The organism is Corynebacterium occultum (genome assembly GCF_009734425.1).
Lineage (GTDB): Bacteria > Actinomycetota > Actinomycetes > Mycobacteriales > Mycobacteriaceae > Corynebacterium > Corynebacterium occultum.
Genome location: NZ_CP046455.1, coordinates 1336171 through 1353650, shown reverse-complemented (window position 1 = coordinate 1353650; position 17480 = coordinate 1336171). Strand labels below are relative to the sequence as shown.

Here is a 17480-nt window from a genome sequence, read left to right as displayed (position 1 = left end):
ATGAGCACCCCCATGATCCAGGCCCAGCAGGTCCACAAGAGCTTCGGCCAGCTCGAGGTCCTCAAGGGCATCAACCTGACTGTGGCACCCGGACAGGTCACCTGCCTGATCGGTCCCTCCGGTTCCGGCAAGTCCACCCTGTTGCGCTGTGTGAACCACCTGGAGAAGGTCACCGCCGGCCGACTCTATGTCGACGGTGAACTGATCGGTTACCGCGAGAAGGACGGTAACCTCTACGAGATCTCCGAGAAGGACGCCGCCCGGCAGCGTGCTGATATCGGCATGGTCTTCCAGCAGTTCAACCTCTTTCCCCACCGCACCGCCCTGCAGAACATCATCGAGGCGCCCATCCAGGTCAAGGGTGTCAATCCCAAGCAGGCCCGGGCCCGTGGCATGGAACTGCTGGCCGATGTGGGTCTGGCGCACAAGGCCGACGCCTACCCGGTGCAGCTCTCCGGTGGTCAGCAGCAGCGTGTGGCCATTGCCCGCGCCGTGGCCATGGAACCGAAGCTGATGCTCTTCGATGAGCCCACCTCCGCACTGGACCCCGAGTTGGTCGGCGAGGTGCTGCGCGTGATGAAGAACCTGGCGAACCAGGGCATGACCATGCTGGTGGTCACCCATGAGATGAACTTCGCCCGGGAAGTCGCCGACCAGGTTGTCTTCATGGACGGCGGCGTGGTCGTGGAGGCAGGCACTCCGCAGGAGGTGCTGGAGAACCCCCAGCAGGAACGCACTAGGGCTTTCCTCTCCAACCTGCTCTAGTCGCTTTCAGCTGGTGAAGAGTCTGCGGCCCGGTCAATCCAACTCTGGATGACCGGGTTTTTTCCTGCCTCGGCTTAAGAGTCGGATTCCAGGGGTCATTGCAACACCGGTGGTTAAAACTGGGATTGATTAGATCATCATCCCCCATGAGCTGCCCGCCAGGAATACCGTCTCTTTTCAACGGGCATTCCGCTGTGCAACGGCACCTTAGGAGGACGGTTCGCCGCGGACCTCGATGATCGAGCCCGGTGGTAGTGCCTCGAGCAGCCGGATCTTCGCCAGCACGGGGTTCTGTTCCAGCACCTTGGCGCTGGCCAACCGTGCCCGGGTGGTCTTGACCTCGTTGCGGGCGCGTTCCAGGTCCGTCTCGGATTTCACCTTGGCCACCAAGGACTCCTGCAGCGCGGAGGAGTATTCCGCAGGGAGACTGACATCCTTGAGCAGGACGGCGGCTACTTCCACACCGACGGCTGCGGCAGCCTCTTGCGCGGCCGTCAGTACCGGGGCCAGGTCGATGCGGGCGCCGACAAAGGACTCCAACGGGAGTCCGGCGACGAGTTCGCGTAGCGCAATCTGGGCGGTGAGGTAGATCTCCTCATCGGGGCCCTGGGAATCGGAGATAAAGGAGACCGGTTCAATGGTGCGCGCCGAAAGTGCCAGCGTGATGGTCACGGTCATCGCATCGGCGGTGGGGATCGACTGGGGGTGCATCTGGATCAGACGTCGGCGCAGATCGACCTGTAGAAAACGGTCCCCCGGGCGGGAGAGCTCACGAGCCCTAAGACGGGTGATCCCACCTTCCCGCTGGCGCAGCACGGCGTGTCCGACCTGCGGCACGGGAGAGCGTAAGGACCCCTGCTGCCACCTTGTGCCGCTTGACAGCGGCGAATACATGGTCCAGCCGCGGTCGGCGGAACGAGAACGGAAGATGCCCATGCGATCACCCAGTAAAGTTCAGGGGGTTGCCGCCGGCCCGGGGCCGGACAGAGGCGGGGCATCGGTGCGTCCCCTGTGCCTGGCGCACAGGATCGGGCCGGGCCACTGGCCGCCGCCGGAGAAGTTCCAGTCGGACGGCAACCCATTTCAGGAGGGAGGGGACTTGAACCCCGTTGGCCTGGTAAGGCCGTGCCGTAGCGGTCCGCATCAGTTCAATCGGGAACACCCACGGCAAAGCCGGAAGCGCCCAGCAACCACGATGCGGTGCTTCCTTGAGGGTAGCGCAGCAGCCGTCCGGCCGCGCTAGTTCTCTTCCCGGAACCTGACCTCAACGGCTTTGGCCACTGGTTCGGGCAGCAGTCCGGAGACATCCCCGCCGTACCTGGCCACCTCCTTGAGCAGGCTGGATGAGACGTAGCCGTATTTTTCATCGGTGAGCAGGAAGAAGGTGTCCACTCCCGTCAGGCGACGGTTCATCTGGGCCATGGGCAGTTCATATTCATAGTCCAGGGAGCTGCGAAGCCCCTTGACCAGGGCATTGATGCCGTGGGCGCTGGTGTAGTCGACCAGCAGACCGGCCCAGTTGTCCACCCTGAGGTTGGGGATGTCGGCGGTGACTTCCCGAATCAGGTCCATCCGTTCCTCAATGCTGAACAGGCCCGTTCTCTTGGCGGGGTTTCCGGTCACCAGCACCACCACTTCCTCGAAGTGGGCGGCGGTTCTGGCGAAGATGTCCAGGTGTCCCGTGGTCACCGGGTCAAAACTGCCCGGGCACACTGCCTTCATCACTCAACTACCTTCATCTGTCAGTTCTTCGGGTGCGCTTCGGCACCTTCACGGTGGAAGACAGCCATGTCCATGCGGGCGATGCCGTAGGTGCGCTTCTTCAGTTTCTGGGTGGTCGGCACGAAGTCCGCCGGCCAGTCCGTCTCGGGCGAGTCTACGTGCCGTTCAACGACCACGGCCGCGCCGTCGATAAGTGCAGGCCGCAGTGCCTCGATCATGTCGCGGACGGATTCCTCGGCCAGTTCATAGGGTGGGTCGGCCAGGACCATGTCGAAGTGCTCCAGGGGGGCCGAGGCCAGGTAGGTGGAGCATTTCATTTCCGCCAGGCTGGTGCGGGGGTGTCGGACCACCGTCATGTTGGCGCGGATGATCTCAGCTGCCTGGGGGTCACTTTCCACCAGGACGACTTCCTCGGCGCCGCGGGAGGCGGCTTCCAGACCGAGTGCCCCGGATCCGGCGAAGAGATCGAGGACGACGGCACCTTCAAAGCCGAAGCGGACCTGCAGGGAGGAGAAGAGCCCTTCCCGGGCACGGTCACTGGTGGGTCGGGTACCGGCCGGGGGCACGTTGATCTTGCGGCCCCGGGCTTCGCCGGAGATGATGCGGGTCTGTCCCATGGTGTCTTAAGCCTCCTTGAGTTCGAGCAGTTCTTCGCCACCGATGACGTCGGTGAAGTCCGCCATCGCCAGCTTGGCGACGACCCCGGGGCCGGGGGCGAGCACAGGGGCCTCCAGTTTCACGGCTTCGACGGTGGCCAGTTCATCACCGGTGTTCACCAGGGCGCCCTCGGCGACCCGATAGTGCACGATGCCTGCGAAGGGTGCGCAAATTTTCATGATCCCCAGCTTAACGCAGCCCCCGGGTCTAACTCTTCTCCAGGTACTCCTGGTTGTCCACGGCGATATCGGTGACCAGACGTTCCGCCAGCTCGCGGTCCCGGGCCACCAGCCTGGCAGCATCCCGGTTCGCCTGTTCAATGATCTCCAGATCCTCAGTAAAGGACAGCATCTTGACCTTTCGGTCCGTGCCGGACTGACTGGTACCCAGCACATCACCCTCCTGCCGGGAAAGGAGATCGATCTCCGCCAGACGGAAACCATCAGAGGTGTCCGCGATGGCCTGCAACCTGCCCAGTGCCGGATGCAGCTCATCCTCGATACCTGTGTGGAAGAGGCAGAGGGAGGCGTGCCCCCCTCGACCGACGCGACCCCGCAGCTGGTGCAGCTGGGAGACCCCGAAGTTCTCGGCTTCCAGCACCAGCATGACGGTGGCATTGGGCACATCCACACCAACCTCGATGACCGTGGTGGAGACCAGGATGTCAATGCCGCCTGCGGCGAAATCCGCCATCACGCGATCCTTCTCCTCACCACTCATCCGGCCATGCAGCACCGCAAGGCTCAGGCCCTCGAAAGAGAACCGGCTGAACGCATCATGAACCGCCAGCACCCCGCCCTCCTTCTCAATGCGGGGACAGACCACATAGGCCTGATGCCCGGCCTCGACCTCCTCCCGGATCCGCTCCAGGGCCCGGGTCATCCACTTCGGCCGCAGGGTCGCCGGCACCACCGAGGACTGAATGGGTTTACGCCCCCCAGGCAACTCCCGCAGGGTGGACACCGCCAGGTCACCGAAAACGGTCATGGCGATGGTGCGTGGAATCGGCGTTGCGGTCATCACCAGCAGATGGGGGGTCATCTCATCCCGCCCCTTGCCACGCAGCCGATCCCGCTGCTCCACACCGAAACGATGCTGCTCATCCACCACCACCATGCCGAGATCAAAGAACTCCACGGTGTCCTGGATCAGGGCATGGGTACCCACCACGATGTCGGCCTGCCCGGAGACGATATCAAGCAGGGCCTGACGTTTCTGGGCCACGGACATGGACCCGGTGAGCACCACCACCGAGGCTTCCACCCCGGCGTTCATCAACATGGTGGTCAAAGATCTACCATGCTGCACAGCGAGCACCTCGGTGGGTGCCAGCATGGCGCACTGCCGCCCCGCATCCACCACCTGCAGCATGCCCAGCAGGGCCACCACAGTTTTGCCCGAACCCACCTCACCCTGAAGAAGGCGGCTCATCGGGGTGACAGCGGAAAGATCCGCGGTGATCTCCGCGATCACCTGCTCCTGACCCCGGGTCAACGGGAAAGGCAACCCGGCGCGCAACCGTTCCTGCTGCCCCCCGGCAATCGGCGGGCAGGCTGATGCCCTGCGGTTCTCGGTGTCAGCGCGGCGTAGCGCCATGACAATGGCCAGGCTCAAGGCCTCGTTGTACTTGAGGCGGCGGCGGTGCGCTTCGGGGCCTTCGGGGCCGGGTTCGTGGATGCCCCGGATGGCATCATCAAAGCTGACCATGCCTTCGGGGGTGAAGCCGAGTGGCTCCTCGACCTTCGGCAGGGTGGCCAGCACCTGGTGGATGGCACCCATCAGCCGCCAGGAGGTCATGCCCTTCTTGGCCGGGTAGACGGCGAGGAAATCCCGTTCGGAGAGCAGGGCATCCACATCTGAGATGTCACCGTAGGCGGCGAGGTTCCGGAGCCCACCAGTCCCAACTTTCCGGGTGGCACCACGCTGGTCCTCGGCGGGAAGCAGGAGGTAGTCGGGGTGGGAGATCTGGGGGGTGTCACGGTAGAAACCGAGCTTGCCGGAGAACATCGCACGCACCCCGACCTTGAGCTGGGTGGCGGGGAATTTGGCCTGGAAGAAGGTGGCGGTGAGCATGGTGCGGCCATCGGAGATGACGATGCGGTGCATCAGCTTGCCGGTGGAGGTGTAGGAGGTGTTCGCCCAGGTCACCTCGCCGACGCAGGTGACCACATCCCCTTCCGCGGCGGCTTCGACGTTGACACCGGAGCCGTGGCGGGAGTAGTCCCGGGCATAGTGCTGGAGCAGTTCCGCCGCGGTGGTGTAACCGAAGGCCTTCTTGATGGCCCGGGCTTCCTTGGCGGGAAGAATATCGGCCAGTTTCCGCTCATCGCTCCAGCCCAGCATCTGCAGCTCCTTCGTTCTGCGGCGGTTATTCCACGCCGATTTCGATCAGATGTTCCATTCCCTCTGCAGGATAGATCATCACCTCGACACCCACCCCGGTGCGCCCCAGATTCTTCACGATCTCTTCCCCCTTGAGCTTGCCGATCACCTTCGGGGAGGCGAGCAGGGTGACCTGTTCCCCACCTGCCTCGAGTAGGCGGCGACAGGTACCCAGGAGGGCGTCGATGAGATCCTCGGCGACCAGGATGATCTCACCCAACTGGGTGGTGGCGAGGATATCCCCGCGTGCGCAGGGCCCGACCTGGGTCAACGCGGCCTTTTCCGCGCGACGCAGAATGGCGGTGCGCATCGCACCCGCGGCCTCTGCCATCGCATAGGCGGCCACCCCGAGGGGTTCCTCCGGATCATGGACGGACAGTGCGGCGATGCCGCTGACCAGCCGGCCGGTGGGCAGAAGCGTGATGGTCTGTTCGAAAGCATGGCTGGCTTTTTCCACCGACACCATTTCACGACGGTTGAGCAGCCCATTGGGCAGGAGGATGACCTCTTCCGCCCCACTGCGGCGCACCGCGGCGATGATCTCGGAGACCACATCCCCACCGGGACTGACCACCAGGGCACCGGACTCCCGGTAGAGCTGGGCGATCGAACCACGTGGGGTGATCGCGACGACCACCCTGGTGGGTGGGGCAACCTGCGGGGCCTCAGGCAGGACCTCCAGGCGCAGCTCAGAAACCGCCCCCATCGCATAGGCCTGCTCGATGACCGCGCCGGGTTGGGAGGAATGGATGTGGACGGTGCCGCCGATATCCGAATCCCGGGCGATCAGCAGGCTGTCACCCAGGTCGTGGAGTTCCTGTTCCAGTTCATCCAGTTTCGGGCCGGAGAAGTAGAACATGACCTCTATCGGGATGACCTTGCCGTGGCTTTCCACCCCGATGGGCAGTTCCCGGATGGTGCCGCCCTCGATTTCGGCCAGCAGGGTTTCCATGATCACCACGAAACCCTGGCCGCCTGCGTCCACGACCCCGGCTTCGCGTAGTACATCGAGTTGGGAAGGGGTTTTGGCCAGGGCGATCCGGGCTGCGTGCACGGCGGCGGCGACCACCTCATGCAATTCACCGCCGATGTCTCGGGCGGCGATGGCGGAGGCGCGGAGCACCGTGATGACGGTTCCTTCGACGGGGTCGGAGATCGCGGTGTCGACCAGCTGCACCGCAATGGACAGGGACTGGCTTATCGACGCCCCGTCCACCCGACCGTCGACCGCGGCCTGCGCCACGGCGCGCAGCACCTGGCTGAGCACCACCCCGGAGTTGCCACGTGCCCCACGGACCGAGCCGACGGCCAGGGCTTCGGCGACGCGGACCGCATCCTTGGCTTCCTTCTCATCAAGTTTCTCCACCTCCCTTAACGCCGCCTCCATGGTGTGGGTCATGTTGGAACCGGTGTCGGCGTCCGGTACCGGGAAGACGTTGAGGGCGTTGATCTCGGCGCGGCGCGCCGAGAGTTCCGCGACGGCCCGGACCGCCCAATTGCGCATCCGGGGGCCATCGAGCTCGGTGGGATAGGACATATATGTGGAGTCTACAGCCGCCAGTCCACAGCTTCAGCGCCCTGGGCTGCCAAAAGTTCATTGGCGCGGGAGAAGGGGCGGGAACCGAAGAAACCACGGGAGGCGGACAGGGGTGAAGGATGCGGGGAGGTGATGCAGGGGGTGTCGCCGAGGAATTTCTGGGTGGCTTGGGCATCCCTGCCCCAGAGGATGGCCACCAGTGGCAGCTCACGGGCCGCAAGCGCCCGGATCGCCACCTCGGTGATCTCCTCCCACCCTTTGCCACGATGTGAGCCGGCCTTGCCGGGTTGGACCGAAAGCACCCGGTTGAAGAGTGCCACCCCCTGCCGCGACCAGGGGCTCAGGTCTCCGTCGGTGGGTGTGGGGATGTCCAGATCGGTACTGAGTTCCTTGAAGATATTTCCCAGGCTGCGCGGCAGAGGGCGTACCCCCGGCTGGGTGGAGAAGCTCAGTCCCATCGCATGCCCCGGGGTGGGATAGGGATCCTGGCCGATGATCAGCACCTTCACCTCCTCGAAGGGGTGGGTGAAGGCACGCAGCACATCACCACCGGCGGGCAGATAACCCCGGTCGGCATCACTCTCGGCGCGGAGAAAATCCCCCATCTGGTGGATCTGATCAGCCACCGGCTCAAGGGCAGGCAGCCAGCTGGGGTGTACCGGCAGGTCTTGGTGCTCATTCATGGGCCCGATTCTAGGGCCTGGGGAGGGTGACTGGGGGGTGGGCAATACATCCCCTCTCGGTGCACCCCGAGTATCGCTATAGTTTCCGGCGGTTAATGAAGCTCAGAAGAATTAAGGTGACGCGGTGACCACAACAGAACTTCCCCTGGAGGGTTCGGACAGTATTCTCCTCCCCGCCACCTATGACATCGTCTGGATGACTGTTCCGCTGATCTTTCTGCTGATCGCCGGAACAGTGGCTTTCGCGGAGCGGCGTCGCGGTGCCTCTCGGGTGGACACCTGCCTCTGGTTCCTGGTGACCCTTCTTGCCCCGGTGCTGGGGCTGCTCATCTGGACTCTTTTCCGGGTGCGGAGCAGGAAGCACGATCGGGTTTAAACGGAAGGCGGAGTTGAGCAAGGCGTGGTGGGTGGCCTCGCGACGTCGATAAGCGGCTGCGGCGGTCGCTCCAAGGGAGAGTTCGGTAGCAAAAAGGGCAGGAGTTCCGGTCACCTGGCGCACTTATTGGCTACGTTTTTTAGTCGTTGCCGCACTACTCTGCGCCGCCCCCGCCGTGGCGAGTTATTTCACGGTCTTGCCCACCGATGCGGCGATCTTCTGAGCGGCCTGTTTGGCATGAGGTCCGACACCGGTGATCGTTGCTGCCCCCGGACCTGTCCAGTCGCCGTAACCGACCACATGGAGGCCCGGATGTTTCGGCGGACCATTGGCGAGGAGTCGACGTACCGGCCTGATCGCCGGGCGAAACCCGGTGCACCAGATCAGGTGGTCAGCGTCGACCTCATCCAGGGAGGAAAACATCGGCGTGGCCACCAACCTGCCTGAGTCCCGGGCCTCGCGCACTTCGGGGAGTACCACAATATCGCCCAGCTCTGAATCTGCCCCGGGATCAGGTTCACCGCGCTGGATGGCCAGGGCGCGTTGCCGGTTGCGGCGGAACAGCACCCGACCATCCACCTCATCAGGCATCCAGCGCGGTTGCTCACGGGTGTACCAGGTCACCTCCGCCACCCGGGTGAGCTCCGCGGCGATCTGGGCTCCGGAATTGGCCCCACCCACCACCGCCACACGCTCACCCCGGAAGGGTGCGACACCGGGATAGTTAGCTGAATGCCAATGGGTGCCGGCAAATATTCCAGGATAGGTCGGGGCAAAGGGGGCGGACCAGGTGCCGGTAGCTGAGACTATGTTCTTGGCCGACCACGCCCGCTCCCCTGCCTGAATGCGGTAGTACTCACCGTCATAATCGACTCTGTCAACGGTGACCGGGCGTTCCACCGGAACCTGGTAACGCCGCTCATAGGCGGTGAGATAGTCCACCACATGGGAAGCCGGGGGGAACCCCTCATAAAAAGGCATGGGCCAGCCGGGCAGATTGGAAAATTCGGCGGTGGAAAACAACGTCATCGACGGCCAGACGTGCCGCCATCCCCCACCAGGGGAAGGCTGATCATCCAGAACCAGGGTGTTCACCCCTGCCCGCAGCAGATAATAGGCGGTGGCCAGGCCGGATTGACCACCGCCGATGATGATTGCCTCGTAGATGTCCTCGCCATGTTGCGTCATGGGTGCGATCAGCCGATCTGCAGGACGGTGCGCAGCTCAGCGAACAGCTCCGGACGTACCCGGTGCAGGACGGTGCGGCCCTCGCGTGTGCGCTCCAGCAGACCGGCGTCGGTCATCTTCTTCAGGTGATGGGAGATTGTCGGCTGACTCAACCCCATCAATTGCGTGAGCTCATTGACACTGACCGGCCCACAGCCACCGGCGGCCAACTGGGACAGCAGACGCAACCGTACCGGTTCGGCCAGCACCTTGAACAGGGCGGCGTATCGCTCCGCCTCATCATCGGCCAAGGGGCCGGTGGCGAGCGTGCAACACTCGGACAGGTCGGTCAGAGGAAGAATCTGTGCGGTGGTCATGCCCCCCACTATATATTGACGCATGTCGATATGGGAAGTAGTTTGAGTATTGACAAGCATCAATACTACCGAGAGGTGACGCATGAACGCACCCACCCAGACCCGGGTACAACCCGCCCGCATTTCCTTCCTCGACAAATATATTCCGGTCTGGATCATCCTCGCGATGGCGCTCGGCCTCCTTCTGGGCCGCGGCGTCCCCGGACTGTCCACTTTCCTCGGTTCCATGGAGGTCGGTGGGATCTCCCTGCCGATCGCACTGGGACTGCTGGTGATGATGTACCCACCACTGGCCAAGGTCCGCTACGACAAGACCAGACAAATCGCCCAGGACAAACGCCTGATGAGTGTTTCACTCATCCTCAACTGGATTGTGGGCCCGGCACTGATGTTCGCCCTGGCCTGGACCTTCCTGCCCGAAGAACCGGAACTGCGCACCGGCCTGATCATCGTGGGACTGGCCAGGTGTATCGCCATGGTGCTGGTGTGGAGTGACATGTCCTGCGGTGACCGGGAGGCAACGGCCGTGCTCGTCGCCCTCAATTCCATCTTCCAGGTCATCATGTTCGGCGTCCTCGGCTGGTTCTACCTCCAGGTGCTGCCCTCCTGGTTGGGCCTGGAGACCACCTCCGCGGAATTCTCCTTCTGGTCGATCGTGACCTCGGTGCTCGTGTTCCTCGGTATCCCCCTGCTCGCCGGTGTGCTCTCCCGTGTCATCGGCGAGAAGACCAAGGGGCGACGCTGGTATGAGTCGAAGTTCCTGCCCGCCATTTCCCCGCTGTCCCTGATCGGCCTGCTCTACACCATCGTTCTGCTGTTTTCCCTGCAGGGCGAGCAGATCACCTCCCAGCCCTGGACCGTGGTACGTCTGGCCGTACCGCTGTTGATCTACTTCGTCGGCATGTTCTTCGTCTCCCTGGCCGCCTCCAAGCTCTCCGGCATGGGCTACGCCCAGTCGGCTTCAGTATCCTTTACCGCCGCGGGCAACAACTTCGAACTCGCTATCGCAGTATCCATCGGTACCTTCGGGGCAACCTCTGCCCAGGCCCTGGCCGGCACAATCGGCCCGTTGATCGAGATTCCTGTGCTCGTCGGCCTGGTCTACGTCATGCTGTGGCTGGGACCGAAACTCTTCCCCGGCGATCCCACCCTGCCGCCTACCCGTTCTACTTCTTCCCAGCCCTCTCACAACAAGGAGACCATCCCCTCATGAGCAACCAACCTTCTGTCCTGTTCCTCTGCGTCGGCAACGGCGGCAAGTCCCAGATGGCCGCAGCGCTCGCCGAGAAACACGCCGGCGAGCAGCTCGAGATCCATTCCGCCGGCACCAAGCCGGGTGCCAAGCTCAACGCCGCATCCATCGAGGTCATCGCCGAGGCTGGTGCCGACATGTCGAAGGGCTCGCCCAAGGGTATTGATCCCGAACTGCTCAAGCGCGTCGACCGGGTGATCATCCTCGGTGCCGATGCCCAGCTGGAGATGCCCGCCGACGCCCAGGGCACCCTGGAACGCTGGGTCACCGACGAACCCTCGGAGCGCGGTATCGAGGGTCTGGAGCGCATGCGTCTGGTCCGCGATGACATCGACGCCCGGGTCCAGGGTCTGATCACTGACCTCTCCTCATCCATGACCTAACCCCTCCCCGGTAAGCACTACCTGGACGGGGAATTGTCCGATCCCACCGAAGAAACACCGGAGAGGGCACGGGGCATCAGGGACTCTTTTCAGTACTTATCCGAGAAAACCCTGACCCCGTCCGGCCTGCGGCTCAGCACCTCGACAATGCGGCAACGTATCTGTATTGAGAACGGGAAGATCACTGCCCGGTGGGCACTTTCAGTCCGATGCCGGCGAAGCTCTTCAGAAGGTCCTGTGAGCCAGACTCAACATCGGGCCCAGTGCTGATCCCTGACACCATCACGCCGCCTGTTTTATCGAAAGGCAGAAACGCCACTCTCCGGGACTCAACCGAAACGGGATCGAGCTGCACCTCTCCGGCGCCGGTAGCTAGAAACTCACCCACCCGGTCTCATACTCCGGTTCCTGCCCGTCGATGCTCACGCCTTCCCCGCGCTGCACCTTGCCGATGCTGCGGAACCCGGAGGGAGCTTCCCCAGCGGTGGTGGCCAACATGGTGTGGTCTTCTCCCCCGGTAAGCACCCATTCCCAGGGGTCGACACCCAGGAGTTCCCCGGCCTCCACCATCAGTGGAGAAGGTGCGATCGCCTCACGATTCAGGTCGATATTGACTCCGGAACGCTTGGCGATGGTGGATAGATCCACGATCAGGCCATCGGAGTTATCGGTCATGGCGGTGGCACCGGTGGCACGTGCAATCACCCCCCGCCCAGGGGACAGATGCGGGGTGCAGTGGGATGCCACCAGCTCAGTGAACTGGAAGGGGAAGTCCCGGCCGAAACGCTGCAGCAGGGCCAGGCCGGCGGCGGAGGCGCCGATCTTCCCGGAGGCCACCACCTTCTGCCCTGACTTGGCGCGGTCCAGGGTCAGTTCGGGCAGGGAACCACCCAGCAGGCCGATCGCGGTGACCGAAACCACCAGGTTATCGCCTGCGGTCAGATCACCGCCCACAAGTTCGGCGGAGAATTGATTGACCCGCTCGGAAACCCCGGTGGCCAACTCACGGAGGAAGGAGAGCGGAGTGCTCGGCGGGGCGGAGATTGCCAGGAGAGCGGCAATGGGACGTGCTCCCATCGCCTGGATATCAGCGAAGTTCTGCACGATCGCCTTGTGCCCGATCTCGGCCGGGGTGGACCACTCGAGGTTGAAATGACGGCCCTCGATGAGCATGTCCACGGTGGCCACGGTCCGGGAGTTGGGGGTGGCCTGGGTCAGCACAGCCGCATCATCCCCATTGCGTGAGGAGGGGGCGGCGGCGATGATTTCCGCAATGGCGGCATGTTCGCCGGCTTCTCCGATCGTGGGTCCTGCTGAGCTGGGCACAGATTCCTACCTTCCTTCCCTCCAGCGATAGGCTTGGAGGTCATGAGCACCGACAACTCCACCCAATTTAGCCGCACGCCGGCACTGATCGCCCTTGGGCTTGCCCTTCTGCTGGTTCTGGGCGTGCTTTTTGGTGCCCGCTATGTTTCTGATCAGGCGGGACGCACCCCCGTGCAGATCTCTGAACTGCCGGGCACCGACTCCGATAACCCGACCTGTGCCGCCGTGCTGGAGGAACTCCCCGAGGAGGTTGCCGGCCTGCAGCGCGCCGAGCTGGCGGAACCAGTTCCGGCCGGTACCGCCGCCTGGATCAGCGGCCAGCAGGATGAGCTGACCCTGCGCTGCGGGGTGAACCTGCCCTTCCAGTACACTGCACTCTCTGAAATCCAGGAGATTGCGGGAACAGAGTGGCTGCAGGTGGTTGATCCGACCGCGGGTGATTCTCTGGAGACCTGGTACACCGTCAACCGCAGTCCCAATATCGCACTGACCCTCTACCGGGTGTCAGAGGATGCCCTGGCGATGGACACCGCCGCGCCGGCCGCTGATCTCGCGGCAGCCCTCGCCACTGTTGCGGAGGAGAAGGTGCAACCCTTCCCCACTCCCCTGGCAGATATGGCTGAGGTGGCGGATCCCGGTGAGCGTTGCGCCGAGCTGATGAACAACCTCCCCGAAAGCTTCGGCAGCGACCTCACCTACACCCGCGCCGATATCGAGGGGACTGGTCTGAACCCTGAGACCGCCGCGGCCTGGATCTCCACCGGTCTGGAGCCGGTGGTCCTGCACTGCGGGGTTGAGCCCCCGGCGAACTACCGTGCCGGTGAGACCCTGAACCAGGTCAACGAGATCCCCTGGTTCGAGGACACCACCCTGGCCAATGGCACCACGTCCTCCACCTGGTTCGCCCTGGGCCGTGACATCGACATCGCCGTCAATGTCCCCCAGGCCTCAGGTAACTCAGCGGTGGTCACCCTGGGTGAGGCCATCGCGGCGCACACCGCAGAGCAGTAATCAGCGCAGGGCGCGCTGGACGAGGGCGTCGAGAAGCTCGGGGTAGTCGACGCCGCTGGCGGCGAAAACCTGGGGGTACATGGAGATCGGGGTGAAACCCGGCATGGTGTTGATCTCATTGAGCACCGGGCCCTTGGCGGTCTGGAAGAAATCCACCCTGGCCAGGCCCTCACAGTTCAGGGCGGTGAAGGTGTGCACCGCCAATTCCTGCAGCCTGGTGGTGACCTCCTCGCTGTAGGGGGCGGGGATGGCGGCGGTGACCACATCATCGAGGTACTTGGTCTCGAAGCCGTAGAAACCTTCGGCGGATTCGGAGGTGTGCTCCAGCATCGCCGGCACCGAGGCGATGACGCGGCCGTCGGCAAGCTGCAGCACACCGACCTCCACCTCATCACCGACGATCTCCGCCTCGATGATCACCTTCTCATCATGCTCACGCGCCAGGGCGATGGCGGCATTCAGCTGCTCCCAGGCGGTGACCTTGGAGATGCCGATGGAGGAACCACCCCGGGCCGGCTTCACGAAGACGGGCAGCCCCAGGCGCTCCTTCTCCTTCGCCGGGAACTCCTCCCCGGCGCGCAGCACCAGTTCCGGGGTGATGGGCAGGCCGACGGCGAGCATCAGCTTCTTGGTGAATTCCTTGTCCATGCCGGCTGCGGAAGCGAGGACACCATTGCCCACGTAGGGCACGCCGGAGAGTTCGAAGAGTCCCTGGATGGTGCCGTCCTCTCCGCAGGGGCCGTGGAGGACGGGGAAGATGACATCTGCGGTGGCGTGGAGCTGACCATCGGTGGTGTGGAATTGGCCGCGCTGTCCGGGGTTGAGGGAGAGTTTGAGTTCCTCGCGGGCCTCGACCACGGGCAGGACCCGGTCCTGGGTTCGAAGGCGGGAGTAGTCGGATTCACCGATGGTCCACATTCCCTCCTGGGTGATGCCGACCGGGATGATCTCGTACTTCTCGGGGTCGAGGTGGCTCATCACGGCACCTGCGGAGACGCAGGAGACGGAGTGCTCGGGGCTGCGGCCGCCGTAGATGACGGCGACTCGGATTCGCTGCTGCTCGATGTTGCTCACAAGTTGGCAGCTTAGCCGTGACCCCGGACACGGGTGGGCAGCAACCCCCGGATTTGTGGGACTATTCGGCCTTGCGGGATCGCCCCATGAGGGCGACCACCATGTCGCCGACCTCCATGCCGCGGTGGCAGACGGCGTAGACCGCCTGGGTGATGGGCATTTCCACCTGGTGTTCCTGGGCCAGCTGCCAGATTGAGGAGGATGAGATGACGCCTTCGGCGACCTGTCCCTTGGTGGCTTTCATGGCTTCTTCGAGGGTGCCGCCCTCTCCGAGGCGGACCCCGAAGCTGCGGTTACGCGAGAGGGTGGAGGTACAGGTGGCCACTAGGTCGCCGAGGCCGGCGAGCCCTGCGAAGGTGCGTTCCTCTGCTCCGAGGGCCACCCCCAGGCGGGTGATCTCGGCGAGTCCGCGGGTGATGACGGTGGCGAGGGTGTTGTCACCCAGTCCCCTGCCGGCCGCCATGCCGCAGGCGAGAGCGATGACGTTTTTACAGGCGCCGCCGATTTCCGCACCGATGACATCGGTGTTGGTGTAGGGCCGTAGGTAGGCGGTGGCCACCGCCGCCTGCACCAGTTTTGCGCGGTTCTCGTCCACCCCGGCGATGACGGTGGCGGCGGGTTGTTCCTCGGCGATCTCACGGGCCAGGTTGGGTCCGGAGAGCACCACGATGCGCTGCGGGTCCACAGCGGTGAGTTCAGCGATGACCTCGCTCATCCGGAGGTGGGTGTTCTTCTCCACGCCCTTGGAGATGCTGACCAGGGTGGCGTCGGCCGGGAGCAGCTCTCGCCAGGCGCTGAGGTTTTCGCGCATGGTCTGGGAAGGGACGGCGAAGACCACGATCTCCGCCCCGTCGAGGGCGTCGGCCGGGTCGGTGGTGGCGTTGATGGCGACAGGTAGTTCAATGCCGGGCAGGTAGTCGGGGTTGGTGTGGGTCTCCCGGATGGTGGTGGCCAGTTCCTCGCGCCGTGCCCAGAGGGTGACCCGGTTGCCGGCGTCCGCGAAAATCTTTGCCAGGGTGGTCCCCCAGGATCCTGCCCCCATCACCGAAACGTTGACCATGTGATGTCCGCCTTCCACCCAACCTAGAAAATACTTAGCCGTGCTCCCGAGATTCTACGGAACGCTGTCTCCGGTACCACTGGACGGGTGTGTCCTGCGATGCGCGCGCCACGATTCTGCGCGATGATGGTGCACACTGAAATCAATGATTCACCCTCAGCGGTTTCCCGGGAGGTTAATTCTTCCCCGGGGGTCGATGAGGGCCACCCGATCCTAAGGCAGGACATGAGCAAGGCAACGCATGAGACGGACAAGGACCAGAATGGGGAATGCGTGGTGACCGGCCGTCATCAGGTCATCCCCAGTGACCCCGGCGCCGAGTTCAAGAAGCCGACCCTCGCCGCCGGCGCGGTGCTCTGGCGTGGGGATCTCGCTGATCCGGACACTCTTGAGGTGGCGGTGATCCACCGCCCCCACTATGACGACTGGTCCCTGGCCAAGGGCAAGGTGGATCCTGGCGAATCGCTGCCCACCACCGCCGCCCGCGAGATCCTCGAGGAGACCGGTTATGAGATCCGTCTGGGCAAGCTGCTGGGCAAGGTGCATTACCCGGTGATGGGCCGGACCAAGGTGGTCTACTACTGGACCGGGCAGGTGCTGGGTGGGGAGTTCCAGCCTAATGAGGAAGTCGATGAGATCCGTTGGCTGCCTTATGAGGAGGCTCGCACCCTGCTCAGTTATGAGGTGGATCGCCAGGTTCTGGACAAGGCGAGGAAGCGTTTCAACCTGCCAGCCACCACCCGCATCCTCTTCGTTCGTCATGGTCGCGCCCATCAGCGCCGCAACTGGGAGGGTGATGACAATAAGCGCCCCCTGGACAAGAAGGGGCGCCGTCAGTCGGAGATGCTTGTACCGATGCTGTTGCCTTATAAGCCCACCGCCATCTACTCGGCTGTGCCGGAACGCTGCCAGGCGACGGCCGCGCCCCTGGCCGATGAGCTCAAGGTCGAGGTGCAGGTGGATCCGATCTTCGGTGATGATGCCTGGCTCAGTCAGATGACGGTGGTGCAGCGTCGATTCAATGAGTTAATCCTCGCGGGTGGGGTTTCGGTGATCATCGGCCAGGGCATCATCATCCCCGACCTGATCGCCTGGCTCTCCTCCGTCGGTCGGCTGCCGATCGATGAGGTCAAAGCGAAGAAGGCGAGTGTCTGGGTGCTCAGCTTCACCGATGGGGAGCTGACCGGCGCGGACTACCTGGCCAGTCCGCTGCCAGCCAAATAGGTGACTGGCCCCACTGGTTTCGCCGGGTCGGGTTTAAAAAGTTAGCATGACTGTTATGGATCTCCTTCACACCCTTTTCCTCTTCTTCCACATCCTGGGCACCGCAGCTCTGCTCGGCGGCTGGTTGGCAACCTTCAAGAACCCGGCCGTGAGCCAGTGGCAGCACATCGGCGCCTGGGTCATGCTGGTCACCGGCCTGGCAATGGTCGGCTCCCTTGAGATGGGTGACGGCACCGTCAACCACATCAAGATCGGCATCAAGCTGGTTCTGCTGATCGGTGTTCTGGTGGCCGCGGTCCTCGGTCGCCGCAAGGTTGCCAAGAATGAGCCGGTTCCCACCGGCATGGCCCATGCTGTCGGTGGGCTGACCCTGATCAACGTGGCCATCGCCGTCTTCTGGTAAACTAACCCTTTCTCCACAACGCCAGGGTCCAGCCTCCCTGGCGTTTTTTCATGCCCTTTTCCGGAGGATGAGCTGAGAGGG

Annotated in this window: 19 protein-coding genes; 7 read left to right on the top strand and 12 right to left on the bottom strand. The window is 63.7% G+C overall.

The window, feature by feature from the left end:
• Nucleotides 1-765: an amino acid ABC transporter ATP-binding protein gene (locus COCCU_RS06360; RefSeq protein WP_156230733.1), complete on the top strand. Its 765-nt coding sequence runs from the start codon at nucleotides 1-3 to the stop codon at nucleotides 763-765.
• A 207-nt stretch (nucleotides 766-972) separates the two neighbouring features.
• On the opposite strand, the gene COCCU_RS06355 is transcribed toward COCCU_RS06360, so the two are convergent.
• The 7 genes from COCCU_RS06355 to COCCU_RS06325 all read right to left on the bottom strand — a co-directional run bounded on the left by COCCU_RS06355 (nucleotide 973) and on the right by COCCU_RS06325 (nucleotide 7746).
• The gene (locus COCCU_RS06355) at nucleotides 973-1701 is read right to left on the bottom strand and encodes an SPFH domain-containing protein (RefSeq protein WP_156230732.1); all 729 of its coding nucleotides are present in this window, start codon (nucleotides 1699-1701) and stop codon (nucleotides 973-975) included.
• Nucleotides 1702-2004: 303 nt separating this feature from the next.
• Nucleotides 2005-2487 (bottom strand): pantetheine-phosphate adenylyltransferase, encoded by a 483-nt coding sequence (gene coaD, locus COCCU_RS06350; RefSeq protein WP_156232657.1) that lies wholly within the window; start codon nucleotides 2485-2487, stop codon nucleotides 2005-2007.
• A 20-nt stretch (nucleotides 2488-2507) separates the two neighbouring features.
• Nucleotides 2508-3104, bottom strand: coding sequence for a 16S rRNA (guanine(966)-N(2))-methyltransferase RsmD (rsmD, locus tag COCCU_RS06345; protein WP_156230731.1), 597 nt, complete (start codon nucleotides 3102-3104; stop codon nucleotides 2508-2510).
• Between the two features lie 6 nt (nucleotides 3105-3110).
• Nucleotides 3111-3323, bottom strand: a complete 213-nt coding sequence (locus COCCU_RS14650; protein WP_231598893.1) for a biotin/lipoyl-containing protein — start codon at nucleotides 3321-3323, stop codon at nucleotides 3111-3113.
• Between the two features lie 28 nt (nucleotides 3324-3351).
• On the bottom strand, nucleotides 3352-5487 hold the full coding sequence (locus tag COCCU_RS06335) for an ATP-dependent DNA helicase RecG (RefSeq protein WP_156230729.1): 2136 nt from the start codon (nucleotides 5485-5487) through the stop codon (nucleotides 3352-3354).
• 25 nt (nucleotides 5488-5512) lie between these two features.
• A complete protein-coding gene (locus COCCU_RS06330; protein WP_156230728.1) occupies nucleotides 5513-7063 on the bottom strand; it encodes a DAK2 domain-containing protein in 1551 nt (516 codons plus the stop codon).
• A gap of 11 nt (nucleotides 7064-7074) precedes the next feature.
• Nucleotides 7075-7746: a uracil-DNA glycosylase gene (locus tag COCCU_RS06325; RefSeq protein ID WP_156230727.1), complete on the bottom strand. Its 672-nt coding sequence runs from the start codon at nucleotides 7744-7746 to the stop codon at nucleotides 7075-7077.
• 124 nt (nucleotides 7747-7870) lie between these two features.
• Here COCCU_RS06325 and COCCU_RS06320 point away from each other — a divergent pair, with 124 nt between their 5' ends.
• Nucleotides 7871-8122, top strand: a complete 252-nt coding sequence (locus tag COCCU_RS06320; protein WP_156230726.1) for a hypothetical protein — start codon at nucleotides 7871-7873, stop codon at nucleotides 8120-8122.
• Between the two features lie 183 nt (nucleotides 8123-8305).
• On the opposite strand, the gene COCCU_RS06315 is transcribed toward COCCU_RS06320, so the two are convergent.
• Together COCCU_RS06315 and COCCU_RS06310 are read right to left on the bottom strand one after the other, a co-directional pair.
• Entirely contained in the window at nucleotides 8306-9310 is a 1005-nt protein-coding gene (locus COCCU_RS06315; protein ID WP_156230725.1) for an ArsO family NAD(P)H-dependent flavin-containing monooxygenase, read from the bottom strand.
• 8 nt (nucleotides 9311-9318) lie between these two features.
• A complete protein-coding gene (locus COCCU_RS06310; RefSeq protein WP_156230724.1) occupies nucleotides 9319-9666 on the bottom strand; it encodes an ArsR/SmtB family transcription factor in 348 nt (115 codons plus the stop codon).
• 82 nt (nucleotides 9667-9748) lie between these two features.
• On the opposite strand from COCCU_RS06310, the gene arsB reads away from it, so the two are divergent.
• Nucleotides 9749-10879, top strand: a complete 1131-nt coding sequence (gene arsB / locus COCCU_RS06305) for an ACR3 family arsenite efflux transporter (RefSeq protein WP_156230723.1) — start codon at nucleotides 9749-9751, stop codon at nucleotides 10877-10879.
• Nucleotides 10876-11301 carry an arsenate-mycothiol transferase ArsC gene (locus COCCU_RS06300; protein ID WP_156230722.1) on the top strand — a complete coding sequence of 142 codons (426 nt, stop codon included), beginning with the start codon at nucleotides 10876-10878 and terminating at the stop codon, nucleotides 11299-11301. Before arsB ends, COCCU_RS06300 begins: the two co-directional genes overlap by 4 nt.
• A 372-nt stretch (nucleotides 11302-11673) precedes the next feature.
• Here COCCU_RS06300 and COCCU_RS06295 read toward each other — a convergent pair whose 3' ends face one another.
• Nucleotides 11674-12627, bottom strand: a complete 954-nt coding sequence (locus COCCU_RS06295; protein ID WP_156230721.1) for a thiamine-phosphate kinase — start codon at nucleotides 12625-12627, stop codon at nucleotides 11674-11676.
• A gap of 42 nt (nucleotides 12628-12669) precedes the next feature.
• Here COCCU_RS06295 and COCCU_RS06290 point away from each other — a divergent pair, with 42 nt between their 5' ends.
• The gene (locus tag COCCU_RS06290; protein ID WP_156230720.1) at nucleotides 12670-13638 is read left to right on the top strand and encodes a DUF3515 domain-containing protein; all 969 of its coding nucleotides are present in this window, start codon (nucleotides 12670-12672) and stop codon (nucleotides 13636-13638) included.
• Here the strand turns inward: COCCU_RS06290 and COCCU_RS06285 are convergent, their stop codons facing one another.
• The gene (locus COCCU_RS06285; RefSeq protein WP_156230719.1) at nucleotides 13639-14712 is read right to left on the bottom strand and encodes a D-alanine--D-alanine ligase family protein; all 1074 of its coding nucleotides are present in this window, start codon (nucleotides 14710-14712) and stop codon (nucleotides 13639-13641) included.
• A gap of 61 nt (nucleotides 14713-14773) precedes the next feature.
• A complete protein-coding gene (locus COCCU_RS06280) occupies nucleotides 14774-15772 on the bottom strand; it encodes an NAD(P)H-dependent glycerol-3-phosphate dehydrogenase (RefSeq protein WP_156230718.1) in 999 nt (332 codons plus the stop codon).
• A 225-nt stretch (nucleotides 15773-15997) separates the two neighbouring features.
• On the opposite strand from COCCU_RS06280, the gene COCCU_RS06275 reads away from it, so the two are divergent.
• Together COCCU_RS06275 and COCCU_RS06270 are read left to right on the top strand one after the other, a co-directional pair.
• On the top strand, nucleotides 15998-16996 hold the full coding sequence (locus COCCU_RS06275) for an NUDIX hydrolase (protein WP_156230717.1): 999 nt from the start codon (nucleotides 15998-16000) through the stop codon (nucleotides 16994-16996).
• A 55-nt stretch (nucleotides 16997-17051) separates the two neighbouring features.
• Nucleotides 17052-17399 carry a hypothetical protein gene (locus COCCU_RS06270; RefSeq protein ID WP_156230716.1) on the top strand — a complete coding sequence of 116 codons (348 nt, stop codon included), beginning with the start codon at nucleotides 17052-17054 and terminating at the stop codon, nucleotides 17397-17399.
• Nucleotides 17400-17480: the final 81 nt, after the last annotated feature.

Excerpts from the sequence above, each read along its gene's own strand:
- COCCU_RS06360 (WP_156230733.1), top strand. The coding sequence starts at position 1 with ATGAGCACCCCCATGATCCAGGCCCAGCAGGTCCACAAGAGCTTCGGC.
- COCCU_RS06355 (WP_156230732.1), bottom strand. The coding sequence starts at position 1,701 with ATGGGCATCTTCCGTTCTCGTTCCGCCGACCGCGGCTGGACCATGTAT.
- coaD (WP_156232657.1), bottom strand. The coding sequence starts at position 2,487 with ATGAAGGCAGTGTGCCCGGGCAGTTTTGACCCGGTGACCACGGGACAC.
- rsmD (WP_156230731.1), bottom strand. The coding sequence starts at position 3,104 with ATGGGACAGACCCGCATCATCTCCGGCGAAGCCCGGGGCCGCAAGATC.
- COCCU_RS14650 (WP_231598893.1), bottom strand. The coding sequence starts at position 3,323 with ATGAAAATTTGCGCACCCTTCGCAGGCATCGTGCACTATCGGGTCGCC.
- COCCU_RS06335 (WP_156230729.1), bottom strand. The coding sequence starts at position 5,487 with ATGCTGGGCTGGAGCGATGAGCGGAAACTGGCCGATATTCTTCCCGCC.
- COCCU_RS06330 (WP_156230728.1), bottom strand. The coding sequence starts at position 7,063 with ATGTCCTATCCCACCGAGCTCGATGGCCCCCGGATGCGCAATTGGGCG.
- COCCU_RS06325 (WP_156230727.1), bottom strand. The coding sequence starts at position 7,746 with ATGAATGAGCACCAAGACCTGCCGGTACACCCCAGCTGGCTGCCTGCC.
- COCCU_RS06315 (WP_156230725.1), bottom strand. The coding sequence starts at position 9,310 with ATGACGCAACATGGCGAGGACATCTACGAGGCAATCATCATCGGCGGT.
- COCCU_RS06310 (WP_156230724.1), bottom strand. The coding sequence starts at position 9,666 with ATGACCACCGCACAGATTCTTCCTCTGACCGACCTGTCCGAGTGTTGC.
- arsB (WP_156230723.1), top strand. The coding sequence starts at position 9,749 with ATGAACGCACCCACCCAGACCCGGGTACAACCCGCCCGCATTTCCTTC.
- COCCU_RS06300 (WP_156230722.1), top strand. The coding sequence starts at position 10,876 with ATGAGCAACCAACCTTCTGTCCTGTTCCTCTGCGTCGGCAACGGCGGC.
- COCCU_RS06290 (WP_156230720.1), top strand. The coding sequence starts at position 12,670 with ATGAGCACCGACAACTCCACCCAATTTAGCCGCACGCCGGCACTGATC.
- COCCU_RS06280 (WP_156230718.1), bottom strand. The coding sequence starts at position 15,772 with ATGGTCAACGTTTCGGTGATGGGGGCAGGATCCTGGGGGACCACCCTG.
- COCCU_RS06275 (WP_156230717.1), top strand. The coding sequence starts at position 15,998 with ATGAGCAAGGCAACGCATGAGACGGACAAGGACCAGAATGGGGAATGC.
- COCCU_RS06270 (WP_156230716.1), top strand. The coding sequence starts at position 17,052 with ATGGATCTCCTTCACACCCTTTTCCTCTTCTTCCACATCCTGGGCACC.